The following is a 15,848-nucleotide window of genomic DNA, read 5'->3' as shown; positions in this document are numbered from 1 at the left end:
CATTGCCGCCTCTGGCTGGCCCAGATCCGCCAATCCCTCCTTGGAAGGCGCCAGTGAGGCCCCATGACGACGAGGGAGAGCCGCCGATCCCACCCGGCGTGCAGGCGAGGCGAGACCGCGCACCCACCACCCGCCGCTCGCCGCCAAACCGGCCCGGCGTCCATGCGAGGCGAGACCGCGCACCCACGGCCCACCGCTCGCCGCTAAGCCGCCCCGGCGTGCTGGCGAGACGCGACCGCGCACCCACCCGCCGCCCGCAGCCGCCGATCCCACCCGGCGTCCATGCGAGGCGCGGTCGCGTACCCCAGCCGACGCCACGCACTCGACCCACCCCAGGGCCCGGTGCCGGTCAGGGCCACCGCCTTTCCGGGCCGCTCGCTCGCTTCTTACCCGGGCTGGAGCGAGGTGTGTCAAGGGTGGCCCGGAGGGCCATCGGCGGAGCCGACGCGGGAGTGGAGCGCAGCGGAACGGGAGCGCCCTTGACTCACCTCGCGGAAGCCCGACACTGGCCGAGAAGCGAGCGGCCCAACGGTCACTTGGAATCGCCGGTCAGAGAAGCCAGGGTGGCCTTGATCTCCGCGAGCATGTACCCAGGCCGCCCGAAAACGTCCTCGGCGCTGAAGCGGAGGAGGCTGCGGATCTCGGGGCAGCGGAGGAGCTGGTTGTACCGAGCGATGTCGCGACGATGGGCTTCACGGCTGCCGTGGTAGGCGTACCCTTCGATCTCCACGCCGAGCCCTGCCGCCCTGAAGAGGAAGTCCACGACACGGCGGCTGCCGTCCGGTGTACGCAGCTCGGCTTGGCTCTCGGGGTGCAGATCGGCGTCGTACATGCGCAGCCGGGCAACCGTCTCGGCGGGGGAGCCGGCGAGTGGGTCGGTCAGTCGGAGCCAGTTCAGGGCCCGGACCGACCCCAGCGAGGCCTTCCCCAGCGCGGCGGTGATCTCGTCCTTCCGGACCAGCGGCGCGCGCCGGACTCGTCCGACCCTGCGGTAGGTCAGGGCCGAGTCCACGGCGACGACCGCCAGGTCCCTGGGGCCGCGCCGGAGGAGGTCGGCGCACGTGCGGGTGGGAGTGGTGAGCCGTAGCCCCTGCCTTTCCAGCACGTCACCTCTGCTGAGCGGCATCCGGTGCACGCGCACGCCGCTGCCCAGGCGGTGGATACCGAGGTGTGGGTCGATGAAGTCCAGCGACGCCTTGCGGCTACCGCCGAGCAGCTCGATCCGCCAGAGGGCGGCTGCCGAACCGTGGCTCACAACGAGCTGCGGTACGCGGAGCTGGACGGCCCGGAGGTGAGCGAACAGGTCCGGGTCGCGCCCCGGCTCGGCCCAGGCGCCGTGTCGGAGCTGCGTCCACCCCTCCGCGCGCAGCGCACGCGTCAGGCTACGCCGGGGCCAGCCGGCCTCGACGGCACGTGCGGTGAGCAGGACGCCCCTGTCCGCCAGCGCCCTCAAGTCCCTTCGCTCCACCCACGCAAGATCGCAGAATTCGTGACCTGCCGCTTGCCCTGTGGATAACCGGGTGGGTCAGCCCTTCAGCGAGCTGAGGAAGGTGCTCCAGGGGAGGGGGCGGAAGAGGAGTACGGGTCCGTCCTGGGGCTTCTTGGAGTCGCGGACGGGGATGACGCCGGGGACGTTGTCGGCGACTTCGACGCAGTCGGCGCCTTGTCCGTTGCTGTAGCTGCTCTTGCGCCAGGTGACAGAACTCAGGTCAATCCCCTTGCTGCGCTTCATGTCTGTAGTCCCTCGCTGCTTTTTCGATCAAGGCCAGGGACGCCTCAGGCGGAAGTGCGACGGCCCTGAGCAGATCGTAGGACCTGCGGTAATCCTTCACGAGGGCTGGATAGTCGACAATCTGCCCGTCGAAGTTGCCCTCCGTCCACACCAGCGGCGGTGCGTCAGGGAAGGTCATGATCTTGGCCATGCCGTACATGAGGGGGTGCGCGGCGGTCGTTTGCGGGACGACCTGCAAAACGCTATCCGTGGACTGGACCACGTCGAGGATGTGCTCCAACTGTTCGGCCATCTCCTCCGGGGGGAGTAGCGGATTCCGAAAGACCGCCTCGCGGAGGATCGCCCAGTAGACAGGTCGGTCCGCGCGGTTCCACAGCTCCGCACGCTTCAATCGCGCGCGGACACGCTCCTCGATCAGGTCCCGTGTCGGCGACGGCTCGCCATGGCGCATAAGGACCCGCATGTAGGGCTCGATCTGTAGAAGCCCGGGGATGACGTTGGGCGCCCACTCCTCCAGCGTGTCCGCCTGCTTCTCCAGGTCCGGCACGTCCGCGAAGTAGAGCGGGTGCCCCACCCTCCGCGCCCTGGCGGCGTCTTCACATCGCCGCTCGAAAAACCCGTCCGTGCCCAGCCGCTTGTCCACATGCCGGGCCAGATCCATCGGCATCCCCCGTTCCCCGCGCTCGATCTGACTGAGGAAGGAGATGCCCCGGAAGCTGCCCTCGGCCAGTTGCTCCAGCGTCAGTCCGGCCCGCTCGCGCTGATAGCGCAACTCAGCGCCGTAGAAGGAGGGAACGTTCGCCGACGCGTCGGGGTCTTTCCGTGGGGGCACAACTCATCACCGCCGTTTGCCAGTCGCGCTTGCGCAGCCGAAACCTCTTCGCAAGGTACCGACTAGGGCGGCACTGTGTGACTGTTACGTCACAGAGAGCACAGGAAGGCGTACGCAACCGTGTCGTCCTCGAATCCCCCCTCCGCCCACCCCGCCAACTCCCTCTACGACACCACCCTCTGCCTGGAAGACCTGCGCGACGCCCTCTCCGCTCACGGCATCACGCTGCCGTCCCTCCGGGTGGACCTGCCGAGCTTCGCGGGCACGTACCAGCCGCCGGCCGGCCTGGTCGCGCTCGGCAACTGCAACACGGCGACGGCATACAGGCTGGCGAAGGCCTTGCGAGGCGCGGGACTTGCGCGAAGCCGGCCGCCTCTGGACGTCGAGGTCATCGCCGTACCGAAGGCACTCCAGGGGCTGCGCCGCACTGTCCGCCGCTACTTGGACGCGCCCTGTGCCGACGTCCAGCTGTGCGTCACCGAACTCGTCGGCAACGTCATCCGGCATGTGGGGGAGGGGGTTTGTGTCCGTCTACGGGTGGGACGGACGGACGGCGGGCGCATCCGCATCGAGGTCACCGACCCGGAGGCGGGGGCGCTCCCGGTACCTGTGCCTGCCACAGCCGACGATGAGACCGGCCGCGGCCTCGCCCTGATCGATGCGGTGACGGTGCGGTGGGGTGTGGAGCAGGGGGTGGAGAAGACGGTGTGGTGCGAGCTGGCGCAGTCGGAGTGAGGGCCCAGTGACACGACAAGGGGCCGAGCTTCCGCCCGGCCCCTTGTCGGAGATGTGCCCTGTCAGGGGGTGTGCTGGTCCAGCGGGGAGACGACCGTGGCGTGGCTGTTCTCCGGGCTCACGGGCATGTGGCTGTCGGCCAGCGCCGGGCTCGCCGCAGCGGCGGTGGCGCCGAGGATCAGTGCGGCGGTGGCCACGATCTTCTTGGTGAGCGTCATAACGTCCTCCCGTTGTTGAACCGGTACCGATACACCTCGGCCGCGACGGCTCCCCCTCCGCGCCGCCGCGGCCGATCCCCCCGCTCGGAGGTGTGGCTTACTTACCGTTCAGGTCCAGGGCGGGCGGGACCGGTGCGTGGTTGTCGAGCGTGATGATCGTGTCGCCCGCCGGCGGCGCGGGTGCGTGGTTGTCGAGCGTGGTGATCGTGTCGCCGGCCGGCGGTGCGGGCGCATGGTTGTCCAGGGTGACGATTTCTTCGTCCTGGCTCTTCTTGGCGTCGCTCATGGTGCGGACCCTCCCCTGGGTCGAATGGATCTGTGGGAGGCCCTATCCGGCAACTCCCCCGCGGGCTGCCGGATAGGGCCGTTCGGGATCTCACCCTAGGCGGCGAAACCCCCGTTGATCCGTGTGCCCCCCGACGCGACGGATCGGTGCGCTGAGCATGACAGTGCGGAATAAACAATCGATGAACGTCGCGGGCGGTCCGTGACCTCAGGCCACGGATGCCGGAGTCAACAGACGCCGTACGACGTCGGCCTCCGCGGCGCCGGCCTGTTCGTAGAGGGTCAGAGCTTCCTGCCAGCACACACGGGACCGGTCGACCTGACCGAGGCCTTGCAGCGAGTGCCCGAGGGTGGTCAGAACCTCGGCACGGATCCGGTCGCCCCCGATGCACCCTATTGCGAGGGCCTGCTCGGCGTGTTGTGCGGCCTTGGCGGGCTGCCGCCCGGCGACGTGGGCTTGGGCGATGCGGAAGTGAGTCGTTCCCTCCCAGAGACGCTGTCGGTTCGTCTCGAACATCTGGAGCGCCTCGGTCAGTTCCTTCAATGCGTCAACCGTTCGCCCCGCCTCGGTGAGGGCAATTCCGAGGGCGTAGCGCGCGTTGGCCAGCCGCAGCGTCAGACCCAGGCGGTCATAGATGGTGATCCCCTCCTGCGCGAGTGCGATGGCACGGGAGGTGCGGCCCATTGCCAGATGCACGCGGGACAGGTTGCACAGCGCGCTTGCCTTCAGGGGGTGGTTGCCATCGGCCCCGGAGCCTTCGATAGCGGAGAGCAGGTGCTGTTCGGCATCCGCGTAGCGGCCCTCGATGAGAGCGATGATCCCGCGGTCGTTGCTGGCCCAGTAGAGCGGGATGAGATCACCGATTTCCCCGGCGAGCGACACGGCTCGGCACGCCTCGTCCTCGGCGTCGTTGTAGCGCCCGGCTACCAGGTGCACGTTGGTCAGCACCGTACGAGCGCGTCCTTCCGCGCGCTCGTCCCCGGCGATGGCGGCAGCGTCTCTCGCGGCAAGTGCGACGGACTCGTACTGCTTCGAGTTGGCTCCGGACTCACTCAGGTCCTTGGCTGCCCAGAGCAGATCCACGCCCCGACGGAGCCGACCATCGCTGAGGGCCTGGCGCGCGCATGCAAGCAGACAGTTTGCCTCGGAGTAGAGCCAGTCGAGGGCAGATTGACGATCAGTGAAGTCCAGCCCGGCGTACTCCGTCGCCTCAAGATGATCGGCCAGCCGATCCCCTGGCCGCTCGATAGCGAAGACTCTGGCCGCCGTACCCAAATAAAAGTCCAGCAACCGAGACATAGCCGCCCCCCTCTCACTAGGCGGCCACTCATCCCTCTCCGCGCAAGCCCGTGCATAAAGCCGGACAAGGTCATGGAACCGGTACCGCCCAGGCGCCGCAGACTCCAGCAGGGACGTGTCGACCAAGGGCTCCAGCAGGTCCTCCGTCTCCCCCGCAGGCAGGTCCAGGACCGCGGCCGCTGCCGCCAGGGAGATGTCCGGCCCGTCCGCCAGCCCCAGCAACCGGAACGCCCGGGCCTGCGCCGGTTCCAGCTGCCCGTACCCCAGCTCGAACGTCGCCTTCACCGCCAGGTCGCCCGCCTGCAGCTCGTCCAGCCGGCGCCGTTCGTCCGCCAGCTTCGCCGCCAGGACCGACACCGTCCACGTGCGCCGTGCCGCCAGGCGGGACGCCGCGATGCGGATCGCCAACGGCAGGAAGCCGCACGCCGCGACCACGTCCAGCGCGGCCTCCCGCTCCGCCGCCACCCGCTCCTCGCCCACGATCTTCGTGAAGAGGGCCAGCGCCTCCTCCGGGGACATCACGTCCAGGTCGACCAGGTGGGCTCCGGCCAGGTCCAGCATGCGGACCCGGGAGGTGACCAGCGCCGCGCAGCCTTCCGTCCCCGGCAGCAGCGGTCGTACCTGCGCCGCGTCCTTCGCGTTGTCCAGCAGGACCAGGACCCGGCGGCCGTCCAGGACCGAGCGGTACAGCGCCGCCCGTTCCTCCAGGCTGTCCGGGATCGCCGTGTCCGCCGTGCCCAGTGCGCGCAGGAAGGAGCCGAGGACCGTCTCCGGTTCGGCCGGGCGCGGCCCGGCCCCCTGGAGGTCCACGTACAGCTGGCCGTCGGGGAAGGCCGGCCTCGCTCGATGCGCCACGTGCACCGCCAGGGTCGTCTTGCCCACCCCGCCGATCCCGGCCAGCGCCGACACCGCCATCACCCGGCCCTCCGCCTCGGACGCGGAGGACAGCACCTCGCTCAGCTCGGCCACGAAGGAGGAGCGGCCCGTGAAGTCGGGAACGGACGCAGGGAGCTGCGCCGGGCGCACCTGTGCAACTGACGGTTCCGTCACCGGTGCCGAGGGTTCCGCCAGGGCCGGGTCCGCCTGGAGGATGCGTTGCTGGAGCTCCCGAAGGCCCGGTCGCGGATCCACCCCCAGCTCCTCCGCCAGCAGGCGGCGGGTGTCGGCGTACACCGCCAGCGCCTCCGCCTGGCGACCGCTGCGGTACAGCGCCAGCATCAGCAACTCCCGCAACCGCTCCCGGAGCGGGTGCGCCGCCGTCAGAGCCGTGAGTTCCGAGACCGCCTCCGCGTGGCAGCCCTGTTCCAGGTCCAGGTCCAGGCGGGACTCCAGGAGGCCGAGGCGCCACTCCTCCAGGCGGGCCCGCTGGCCCTCCGCGTACGGGCCGGGGACGCCGGCCAGGGGTTCGCCGTCCCACAGGTCGAGGGCCTCGTTGAGCAGGGAACGGGCCCGGCCCAGATCACCCGCCCCCCGCGCCTTCTCCGCCTCCGCCGCCAGCTCCTGTGCCACCGCCAGGTCCAGCGCACCCTCGCCCGGTGCACGCACCGCGTAGCCGCCGGACTCGCTGACCAGGACCCCGGCGTCGAGGATCTTGCGGAGCCGGGAGGCGTAGGTGCGGACCGCAGCCAGTGCCTGGGACGGCGGCTCGGACCCCCACAGCGCGTCGATCAGCTCCGCCGCGGTGGCCGTACGGCCCTCCCGCAGCAGCAGTGCGGCCAGCAGGGCGCGCTGCTGGGGGGAGCCCGTGGGGAGCGCCTCCTCGCCGCGCCAGGCCCGCACGGGACCGAGTACGCCGAAGCGCAACGCCGCCGGCTCCGCGATGGTCACGGAGTCGGCGCGCCGCTGTTCCGGCACTCGCGGTCCACCGTCCATGCGTTCGTCCCCCTCGGCGTCACGAACAACCCCGTCAGTTTGCCTTGTTCCGGGCGGTTGCGTCAGCCGTGCGAGACGCCGATCACAGCCGATCACAGAGGGCCGCACCTGGGTCCACACGACCCTCACAACCTCTCCGCACGCCGGTCGCCCTACACCAGTAGCTGACGCACCGTCAGATCGGCGCTACCGTGAACCGCATGGAGACCACACAGTTCCCGCTGATCATCTCCGTCGACGACCACACCGTTGAGCCCGCCGGCGTGTGGCAGGACCGGCTGCCGAGGAAGTACCGGGACGTGGCGCCGCGGATCGTGCGTGCGCCGTTGAAGGAGATGACCTTCCTGGGGGGTCGCTTCAAGCCCGTCATGGGCGAACCCGGCAGCACCGACGGGCCCCTCGGCGACTGGTGGGTCTATGAAGACCTGCGACGCCCCCTCACCCGTCTCGACACCGCCGTCGGCTGCGCCCGGGACGAGGTGAAGCTCGAAGTCATCACGTACGAGCAGATGCGGGCCGGGTCGTACGACGTGCCCGCCCGCCTCGCCGACATGGACGTCAACCATGTGCAGTCGGCGCTGTGTTTCCCCACCTTCCCCCGGTTCTGCGGGCAGACGTTCACGGAGGCGGCCGACAGGGAACTCGCGCTGCTCTGCGTCCGCGCCTACAACGACTGGATGGTGGAGGAGTGGTGCGGGCCCGAGGCGCGGGGGCGGCTCATACCGCTCACCCTCATACCCCTCTGGGACGCCCACCTGGCCGCACAGGAGGTGCGGCGGAACGCCGGGCGCGGCGTCCGGGCCGTCGCGTTCTCCGAGATTCCGCCGCACCTGGGGCTGCCGTCCGTCCACACCGACGACTGGGACCCGTTCCTCGCCGCCTGCGACGAGACCGGCACGGTCGTCGCCATGCACATCGGGTCGTCCAGCCGGATGCCGTCCACCTCCGCCGACGCTCCGCCCGCCGTCGGCTCCGCCATCACCTTCGCCAACTGCTGCTTCTCGATGGTCGACTGGCTGATGAGCGGGAAGTTCGAGCGCTTCCCGAACCTCCGGGTCATGTATGCGGAAGGGCAGATCGGGTGGATTCCCTACATCCTTGAGCGCGCGGACGTGGTGTGGGAGGAGAACCGGGGGTGGGGCGGGGTCGCCGACAAGGTGCACCGGCCGCCGTCCGAGCTGTTCGCCGAGCACGTCTACGGCTGCTTCTTCGACGACGCCTTCGGGCTCAGGAACCTGGACGCCATCGGCGTCGGCAACGTCCTGTACGAGACCGACTACCCGCACTCCGACTCCACCTGGCCCAAGTCCCGCGAGGTCGGCGAGGCGCAGATGGGGCACCTGGCGGCGGACGTGGTCGAGCGGATCGTCCGGGGCAACGCCATCGAGCTGCTCGGGCTCACCGCGGAAGGGCTGTGGCGGGCGTGAGCGCCCTGTCGTACGGCATCCAGCTGCCGGTGCAGTCGCAGAGCACGCTGTATACCGAGGCCTGGGAGACCGGGGCGGGGCCCGAGGACCTGGTCGCCGTCGCGCGGGCGGCCGACGCGGCGGGGTTCGCGTACATCGCCTGCTGCGATCACGTCGCCGTCCCGCGCCGGCTGGCCCCGGTCATGAGCACGGTCTGGTACGACCCGGTGGCCACCCTCGCCCACCTCGCCGCCGTCACCGAGCGCGTACGGCTGCTCAGCCATGTGGCCGTCGTCGGGCTCCGGCATCCGCTCCTCACCGCCAAGCAGTACGCCACCCTCGACCAGCTCTCCGGCGGGCGCCTCGTCCTCGGGGTCGGGGCCGGGCACGTGCGGGAGGAGTTCGAGGCGCTGCACGTCGACTTCGAGCGGCGCGGGGCCGTCCTCGACGAGGTGATGGACGCGCTGCGGGCCGCCCTCGGGCCCGAGGAGTTCCCCGAGCACCACGGCAAGCTGTACGACTTCGCCGACCTGGGGCAGCGGCCCCGGCCCGCGCAGGAGCACGTCCCCGTCTGGGTCGGCGGCTCCTCGCCCGCCGCCGTCCGCCGGGCCGCGCTGAAGGGCGACGGCTGGCTGCCGCAGGGGGATCCGCGGGAGCGGCTGCCCGCGCAGATCGCCCGCCTCAAGGCCCTGCGGGAGGAGGCGGGCATCGAGGCGCCCTGCACCATCGGCGCCATCGCCGAGCCGCTGTACGTCGGCCGGCCCGGCTGGAACCCCGGCCGGCGCACCCTCACCGGGCCGCCGGAGGAGATCGCCGAGTCGCTGCGCGCCTACCGGGCGCTGGGCGTGGACCAGATCCAGGTGCGGTTCCGCAGCCGGAGCCGCGCCGAACTCACCGACCAGATGGCGGCCTTCGGAGCCGAAGTGGCCCCTGACCTCTGAGGAGTACGGCATGGGCAAGCTGGACGGACGCGTCGTGATCGTCACCGGGGCGGCGCGCGGGCAGGGCGAGCAGGAGGCCCGGCTCTTCCGGGCGGAGGGCGCGCGGGTCGTCGTCGCCGATGTGCTGGACGAGCAGGGGGAGGCGCTCGCGAAGGAGATAGGCGCGCTGTACGTCCATCTGGACGTGGGTACGGAGGACGGCTGGCGGGCCGCCGTGGCCGCCGCCAAGCAGGCGTACGGGCACATCGACGGGCTGGTCAACAACGCGGGCATCCTGCGCTTCAACGCCCTGGTGGACACCCCGCTGGACGAGTTCATGCACGTCGTGCAGGTCAACCAGGTCGGCTGCTTCCTGGGCATGAAGGCCGTGGTGCCGGAGATGGCGGACGGCGGGACCATCGTCAACACCGCCTCCTACACCGCGCTCACCGGGATGGCGGCCGTGGGCACGTACGCCGCGACCAAGCACGCCGTGCTCGGGCTGACCCGGGTGGCCGCGCTGGAGCTGGCGGGCCGGCGGATCCGGGTGAACGCCGTCTGCCCCGGTGCCATCGACACCGCGATGTCCAATCCGGCCCGGCTGGATCCGGACGCCGACCCGGAGGAGATGAGCCGGGCCCTGGACGAGCTGTACCGCAAGCTCGTGCCGCTCGGCCGGGTCGGGCAGCCGGAGGAGGTGGCCCGGCTCGCCCTCTTCCTGACCTCGGACGACTCCTCGTACATCACCGGGCAGCCGTTCGTGATCGACGGCGGATGGCTGGCGGGGGTCTCGGTTATCTGACTGGCCGTCAGCTATTGACGGTCACGGCGGCCGGTGCGACAGTCGGCCGACAGAGCAGAGCTGACGGGGCGTCAGAAAACTGAGGATGGTGAACCGCCGTGGAATTCGGGCTCTTTGTACAGGGGTACGTGGGCAAGCGCGCCGAGACCGACCCGCTGGCCGAGCACAAGGCGCTGATGGAGGAGACCGAGTACGTCATCCAGGCGGACAAGTCCGGCTTCAAGTACGCCTGGGCCTCCGAGCACCACTTCCTGGAGGAGTACTCGCACCTCTCCGCCAACGACGTCTTCCTCGGGTACTTGGCGCACGCGACGGAGCGGATCCATCTGGGGTCGGGGATCTTCAACCCGCTCGCCCAGGTCAACCACCCGGTGAAGGTCGCCGAGAAGGTCGCCATGCTGGACCACCTCAGCGAGGGGCGCTTCGAGTTCGGCAGCGGGCGGGGAGCCGGGTCGCACGAGATCCTCGGCTTCCTGCCCGGCATCACCGACATGAACCACACGAAGGAGATCTGGGAGGAGACCATCGCCGAGTTCCCGAAGATGTGGCTCCAGGACGAGTACGCCGGCTTCCAGGGCAAGCACTGGCAGCTGCCGCCGCGGAAGGTCCTGCCGAAGCCGTACGGGAAGTCGCACCCGGCGATGTGGTACGCGGCCGGGTCCCCGCCGTCGTACGCCATGGCCGCGAAGAAGGGGCTCGGGGTGCTCGGCTTCAGCATCCAGAAGGTCTCCGACATGGAGTGGGTGCTGGAGCAGTACAAGACGGCGATCGTGGACGCCGAGCCGGTCGGGGACTTCGTCAACGACAACGTGATGGTCACGACCACGGCCATCTGCGCGCCGACGCACGCCGAGGCGATCGAGATCGCCGTCAACGGCGGGCTGCACTATCTGCCCTCGCTGGTCTTCCGGTACCACGACACGTTCCCGCGGCCCGAGGGCTTCCCGGTCTGGCCGGAGACGCTGCCGCAGTACACACCCGAGTTCGTGGAACTCCTCGTCGAGGAGGAGCTGCTGATCTGCGGCGATCCGGACGAGGTGCTGCGGCAGTGCAAGCGGTGGGAGCAGGCCGGCGCCGATCAGCTGAGCTTCGGGCTGCCGGTGGGCGTGCCGAAGGAGGAGACGCTGCAGACGATCCGGCTCATCGGTGAGCAGGTGATCCCGAAGATCGACACGGATCCGGTGCACCGGACGTCCCGGTTCCGGCAGGCTGTGTAGGGGGTTCCTGGCGTGTTGGACCACCTGATCAAGGGCGTCACCGTCGTGGACGGCACCGGCGCCGCCGGCTACACCGCCGACGTCGGCATCCGGGACGGTCGTGTCGCCGTCATCGGGAAGACCGGCGAAGCGGCCCGCACCACCGAGGACGCCGCCGGTCTCGTCCTCGCCCCCGGCTTCGTCGACCCCCACACCCACTACGACGCCCAGCTCTTCTGGGACCCGTACGCCACGCCCTCGCTCAACCACGGCGTCACCACCGTCGCCGCCGGGAACTGCGGGTTCACCCTCGCGCCCCTCAACCCCGGCCGCCCCGAGGACGCCGACTACACGCGGCGGATGATGTCCAAGGTGGAGGGGATGTCCCTGGTCGCGCTGGAGCGGGGGGCGCCCTGGAGCTGGCACGGGTTCGGGGAGTACCTGGACGCCCTGGAGGGGCGGATCGCCGTGAACGCCGGGTTCATGGTGGGGCACTGCGCGCTGCGGCGGTATGTGATGGGGCCGGCGGCCGTCGGCGGGCAGCCGAGCGGCGAGCAGCTGGAGCGGATGCTCCGGCTGCTCCACGAGGCCATGGAGGCCGGCGCCTGGGGCCTGTCCACGACCCAGTCGAGTACGCACTCCGACGGGGACGGGGAGCCCGTGGCCTCCCGGCACGCGCGGCCCGAGGAGCTGCTGGCGCTGTCCCGGGCCGTCGGGGAGCACGAGGGGACGCAGATCGAGGCCATCGTCGCGGGCTGCCTGGACCAGTTCAGCGACGACGAGATCGATCTGCTGGTGGAGATGAGCGCGGTGGCCGGGCGGCCGCTCAACTGGAACGTCCTGACCGTCGACGCGGCCGTCCCCGAGCGGGTGCCCCGGCAGCTGAGCGCGAGCGAGCGGGCCCGGAAGGCGGGCGGGCGCGTGGTCGCGCTCACCATGCCGATCCTCACCCCGATGAACATGTCCCTGGGCACCTTCTGCGCCCTCAACCTGATACCGGGATGGGGGCCGGTCCTGGGGCTGCCGGTGCCCGAGCGCATCGCCCGGCTGCGGGATCCCGGCGTACGGGAGGAGATGCTGCGGCGGGCCCGGTCGAAGGAGGCCGGGGTGTTCCGGCGGCTCGCGGACTTCGGGCGGTACGTCATCGGGGACACCTACAGCGAGGCCAACCGGGGGCTCACCGGGCGGGTTGTGCGGGACATCGCCGAGGAGCGCGGCCTCGACCCGTTCGCCTGCCTGGTGGAGATCTGCGCGGCCGACGAGCTGCGTACGGTGCTGTGGCCCATGCCGAGCGACAACGACCCGGCCTCCTGGGCGCTGCGCGCCGAGACCTGGCAGCACGAGGACGTCCTGCTCGGCGGCTCGGACGCGGGCGCCCATCTGGACCGGATGTGCGGGGCCCCGTACACCACCCGGTTCCTCGGGGACTGTCTGCGCGTCCGGAAGCTGGTCGGCCTGGAGCAGGCGGTGAAGATGCTGACCGACGACCCGGCGCGGCTCTTCGGGCTGCGCGAGCGGGGCCGGGTGAAGGAGGGCTGGCACGCGGACCTCGTCCTCTTCGACCCGGAGCGGATCGACGCCGGCCAGGCCCGTCTGGTGCACGACCTGCCGGGGGACAGTCCCCGGCTGGACTCCCGGGCGATCGGGGTGCGGGCCGTGTGGGTCAACGGGGTGGAGGCGATCCGGGACGACGTGGTGACCGGGGCCGTACCGGGCCGGGTGCTGCGCTCCGGGCGGGACACGCGGACGGTGAGCACGCGGTGAGCGAGGGGCAGCCGCTGTTCGTCGGCGGGGAGTGGGTGGCGCCGGACGGCGGGTACTACCCGGTGACCGACCCGGCCACCGAGGAGACGGTGGGGCAGGCGCCGGAGGCCTCCGTGGAGCAGGTGCACGCGGCCTGTGCGGCGGCCCGGGAGGCGTTCGGGGCGTGGTCGCGGACCAGTCCGGAGGAGCGGGCCGCGGTGCTCGGGCGGGCCGCGGAGATCATCCGCGGCCGGCTCGTCCCGTACGCCGAGCTGGCGCGGGCCGAGACAGGCGCGACGACGGGGACGGCCCGCGCGATGCAGGTCGGGGTGGCCGCCGCCCGCTTCCGCCGGTACGCGAGCGTCGAGCCCGCGGAGTGGGCCGTCGCCCCGCAGATCAACGAGGCCGGGCCGATGGGGAAGGCCGGCGTGATGGGCGCGCTGGCGGTACGGCAGCCCGTCGGGGTCGTCACCTGCGTCACCTCGTACAACAACCCGTGGGCCAACCCGGCCGGAAAGATCGCCCCGGCCCTGGCCATGGGCAACACGGTGGTCGTGAAGCCCGCCCCGCAGGACCCCCTTTCCGTCTACCGGATGGCGGAGGCCCTGGAGGCGGCCGGGGTGCCGCCGGGGGTCGTGAACGTCGTCTCCGGGCGCTCGGTGGCCGTGGGCGAGGCGGCGGTGGAGTCGGACGACGTCGACATGGTGAGCTTCACCGGCTCCACGGCCGTCGGCCGGCGGATCGCCGAGGTGTGCGGGCGGGACATGAAGCGCCAGTTGATGGAGCTGGGCGGGAAGGGGGCGGCGGTCGTCTTCGACGACGCCGACCTCGCCTCGGCCGTGGCCGGGATCGGTACGACGTTCTCCTTCTACAGCGGCCAGATCTGCACCGCCCCGACCCGGGTGCTGGCCCAGCGGGGCGTGTACGCACAGCTGGTGGAGCAGCTCGCCGGGTACGCGCGCCGGTTGAAGGTGGGGGACCCGAGGGAGCCGGACACGGTCGTGGGTCCGCTCATCTCCGCCGAGCACCGGGCGCGCGTGGAGTCGTACGTCGATCTGGGGCGCAAGGAAGGCGCGACGGTGGTCGTGGGCGGTGAACGCCCGGCTCTGGAGCACGGGTTCTACGTCGCTCCCGCCCTCCTGGCCGACTGCGCGAACGACATGCGGGTGGCCCGGGAGGAGATCTTCGGGCCGGTGGTGGCCGTGATCCCCTTCGATGACGAGGACGAGGGCGTGGCCCTCGCGAACGACTCGGACTACGGCCTCATCGACTACGTCTGGTCGGGCGACGTGGCCCGCGCCTTCCGGGTGGCCCGGCGGCTGCGGGCCGGCGGTGTCGGCGTCAACACGGTCGGCCGCAACATGGAGGCACCCTTCGGCGGCTTCAAGAAGAGCGGAGTCGGCCGGGACGTGGGCTCCTACGCCCTGCACGCGTACAGCGAGGTGCAGGCGATCGTGTGGCCGGGGTGAGCGGAGGACTCAGTCCGTCAGGTCCACCCGTACCGTCAGCAGGTCGGTGCCGAACGCCCGTACCGCCGCGCTGTTGAAGCGGGGCAGGGCGCGCAGCCGGGCCATGGCGTCGTCGTCGGGGAGGAGGTGGGCGGTGCCGTGGTGCCAGCGGCCGGCGAGGCGGACCCGGACCGCGGGGTCGGCCTGGATGTTGCGCACGTACTGCGACCGGAGGCCGAACTCGGACACCAGCCAGAAGGAGTTCCCGACCCGGCGTCCGCCGACCGGGGTCTGCCGGGGCAGACCGGACTTCCGGCCGGTGGTCTCCAGCAGGGTCTGGAACGGCAGGCGCCGGTTGAGCGGGTTCGCGACATACCGCTGGAAGCGGGTCACGAGACGGTGCTTGCGGTCTGCGCGGCCTGACATGTCTGCGGCTCTCCTGCTCTCTCCAGGCACGGGTGGGAGCGCCCCGCGTGGATGGTGTGGCGGCCCCGTGCGGGGCATGGGATGCGTGGACGGCCGTACGACCGACGCGTGTCAGCCTCCCGCGCGGCCGTGATCCAGCGCAACGGGGGAGCCTGACGGGCGCGTCTTCGGGCGGCTGCACGGTCAGGTCCGGTATGTCCGGGCCGGCGGCCGTGCTGTGCGACGGGCCGAGCGGCGCCGCCCCGGCCGCCGGCACACCGGAGGCCGGGGCGCGGGCGGGATTACCGGGCCGCCTGCTCGGCGGCCCCGGACTTCGCCTGGACGTGGGTGACGTAGCGGACGGTGAAGACCATCGGGACGGCGAAGCCGGCGATCTGGACGAGGGTGGCGGGCGTCGAGTGGGCGTCACCGGCGTGGGCCAGGGCGGCGAGGACGACGGCGGTCAGGGCGAACGCGGCGGTCCAGACGGCGGTGATGACGACGTTGGTCCGGATGAACGGCTTCAGGCCCCAGTGCTCGCGCGGGGTCGTGCGCTTGGCGATGCCCAGGGTGAACGGCCGGCCGATGGCCAGCGAGACGCCGGCGATGACGGCGAGGGTGCCGGAGGAGAGGGCGGCGGAGTAGCCGTGCACGCCCGAGTGCGGGTCGGCGAAGGCGACGGCGGCGAGGACGGCGAAGAAGACCGCCGAGCCCGTCTCGATGATCAGCGCGTCGAAGCCGGCGCCGGACCGCTTCTCCAGGGCGATGATCGCGACGGCCGCCACCAGGGCGGCCAGGGCGCCCCACTGCCAGTCCCGCGAGGGTATGACGGCGAAGACGATCCACGGCAGGAAGGTGCGCAGGTACGACATGGGGTCCCCCGGTTGGTTGAGTCTGGGTCGGCGGTCTGTACTCCCCCTCCGACATGTCAAAAGTAGAAGGTCTACGCTCGAC

The 15,848-nt window shown here is 71.2% G+C and carries 15 protein-coding genes and 1 pseudogene; 8 read left to right on the top strand and 8 right to left on the bottom strand.

Annotated features, from left to right (window positions below):
• Positions 1-532: 532 nt before the first annotated feature.
• The 3 genes from ABZ937_RS10630 to ABZ937_RS10620 are packed head-to-tail and all read right to left on the bottom strand — an operon-like array spanning position 533 to position 2,564.
• Positions 533-1,468 (bottom strand): hypothetical protein, encoded by a 936-nt coding sequence (locus tag ABZ937_RS10630; protein ID WP_361688699.1) that lies wholly within the window; start codon positions 1,466-1,468, stop codon positions 533-535.
• Between the two features lie 57 nt (positions 1,469-1,525).
• Entirely contained in the window at positions 1,526-1,732 is a 207-nt protein-coding gene (locus tag ABZ937_RS10625) for a DUF397 domain-containing protein (RefSeq protein ID WP_361688696.1), read from the bottom strand.
• Complete coding sequence (locus ABZ937_RS10620) at positions 1,710-2,564, bottom strand: helix-turn-helix transcriptional regulator (protein WP_361688693.1); 855 nt, start codon at positions 2,562-2,564, stop codon at positions 1,710-1,712. Before ABZ937_RS10620 ends, ABZ937_RS10625 begins: the two co-directional genes overlap by 23 nt.
• Positions 2,565-2,747: 183 nt before the next feature.
• Here ABZ937_RS10620 and ABZ937_RS10615 point away from each other — a divergent pair.
• Together ABZ937_RS10615 and ABZ937_RS10610 are read left to right on the top strand one after the other, a co-directional pair.
• Positions 2,748-2,906 (top strand): annotated as a pseudogene (locus ABZ937_RS10615) (ATP-binding protein); the annotation flags it as partial.
• On the top strand, positions 2,904-3,299 hold the full coding sequence (locus tag ABZ937_RS10610) for an ATP-binding protein (protein WP_361689439.1): 396 nt from the start codon (positions 2,904-2,906) through the stop codon (positions 3,297-3,299). The pseudogene ABZ937_RS10615 and the gene ABZ937_RS10610, both read left to right, overlap by 3 nt.
• 62 nt (positions 3,300-3,361) lie before the next feature.
• On the opposite strand, the gene ABZ937_RS10605 is transcribed toward ABZ937_RS10610, so the two are convergent.
• The 3 genes from ABZ937_RS10605 to ABZ937_RS10595 all read right to left on the bottom strand — a co-directional run bounded on the left by ABZ937_RS10605 (position 3,362) and on the right by ABZ937_RS10595 (position 6,974).
• Entirely contained in the window at positions 3,362-3,517 is a 156-nt protein-coding gene (locus tag ABZ937_RS10605) for a hypothetical protein (protein ID WP_361688690.1), read from the bottom strand.
• A gap of 97 nt (positions 3,518-3,614) precedes the next feature.
• A complete protein-coding gene (locus ABZ937_RS10600; protein ID WP_361688687.1) occupies positions 3,615-3,803 on the bottom strand; it encodes a sigma-like protein in 189 nt (62 codons plus the stop codon).
• A gap of 207 nt (positions 3,804-4,010) precedes the next feature.
• The gene (locus ABZ937_RS10595) at positions 4,011-6,974 is read right to left on the bottom strand and encodes a BTAD domain-containing putative transcriptional regulator (protein ID WP_361688685.1); all 2,964 of its coding nucleotides are present in this window, start codon (positions 6,972-6,974) and stop codon (positions 4,011-4,013) included.
• Positions 6,975-7,174: 200 nt separating this feature from the next.
• Here ABZ937_RS10595 and ABZ937_RS10590 point away from each other — a divergent pair, with 200 nt between their 5' ends.
• From ABZ937_RS10590 to ABZ937_RS10565, 6 genes are all read left to right on the top strand, one after another.
• On the top strand, positions 7,175-8,401 hold the full coding sequence (locus ABZ937_RS10590; protein ID WP_361688682.1) for an amidohydrolase family protein: 1,227 nt from the start codon (positions 7,175-7,177) through the stop codon (positions 8,399-8,401).
• A gap of 5 nt (positions 8,402-8,406) precedes the next feature.
• Positions 8,407-9,321, top strand: coding sequence for a TIGR03619 family F420-dependent LLM class oxidoreductase (locus ABZ937_RS10585; protein ID WP_361689436.1), 915 nt, complete (start codon positions 8,407-8,409; stop codon positions 9,319-9,321).
• A 10-nt stretch (positions 9,322-9,331) separates the two neighbouring features.
• The gene (locus tag ABZ937_RS10580; RefSeq protein ID WP_361688679.1) at positions 9,332-10,102 is read left to right on the top strand and encodes a glucose 1-dehydrogenase; all 771 of its coding nucleotides are present in this window, start codon (positions 9,332-9,334) and stop codon (positions 10,100-10,102) included.
• Between the two features lie 98 nt (positions 10,103-10,200).
• The gene (locus ABZ937_RS10575; RefSeq protein WP_361688675.1) at positions 10,201-11,319 is read left to right on the top strand and encodes an LLM class flavin-dependent oxidoreductase; all 1,119 of its coding nucleotides are present in this window, start codon (positions 10,201-10,203) and stop codon (positions 11,317-11,319) included.
• 12 nt (positions 11,320-11,331) lie between these two features.
• A complete protein-coding gene (locus tag ABZ937_RS10570; RefSeq protein ID WP_361688672.1) occupies positions 11,332-13,062 on the top strand; it encodes a D-aminoacylase in 1,731 nt (576 codons plus the stop codon).
• Positions 13,059-14,510 carry an aldehyde dehydrogenase family protein gene (locus ABZ937_RS10565; RefSeq protein WP_361688669.1) on the top strand — a complete coding sequence of 484 codons (1,452 nt, stop codon included), beginning with the start codon at positions 13,059-13,061 and terminating at the stop codon, positions 14,508-14,510. Before ABZ937_RS10570 ends, ABZ937_RS10565 begins: the two co-directional genes overlap by 4 nt.
• Before the next feature lie 9 nt (positions 14,511-14,519).
• On the opposite strand, the gene ABZ937_RS10560 is transcribed toward ABZ937_RS10565, so the two are convergent.
• Positions 14,520-14,915 (bottom strand): nitroreductase/quinone reductase family protein, encoded by a 396-nt coding sequence (locus ABZ937_RS10560; protein ID WP_361688666.1) that lies wholly within the window; start codon positions 14,913-14,915, stop codon positions 14,520-14,522.
• Between the two features lie 281 nt (positions 14,916-15,196).
• Positions 15,197-15,766, bottom strand: a complete 570-nt coding sequence (locus tag ABZ937_RS10555) for a hypothetical protein (RefSeq protein ID WP_361688663.1) — start codon at positions 15,764-15,766, stop codon at positions 15,197-15,199.
• Between the last annotated feature and the right edge of the window lie 82 nt (positions 15,767-15,848).

The sequence above is a fragment of the Streptomyces sp. NPDC046727 genome, assembly GCF_040645635.1.
In the GTDB taxonomy this organism is placed as follows: Bacteria; Actinomycetota; Actinomycetes; order Streptomycetales; family Streptomycetaceae; genus Streptomyces.
This window is presented reverse-complemented; position numbering and strand designations above follow the sequence as displayed.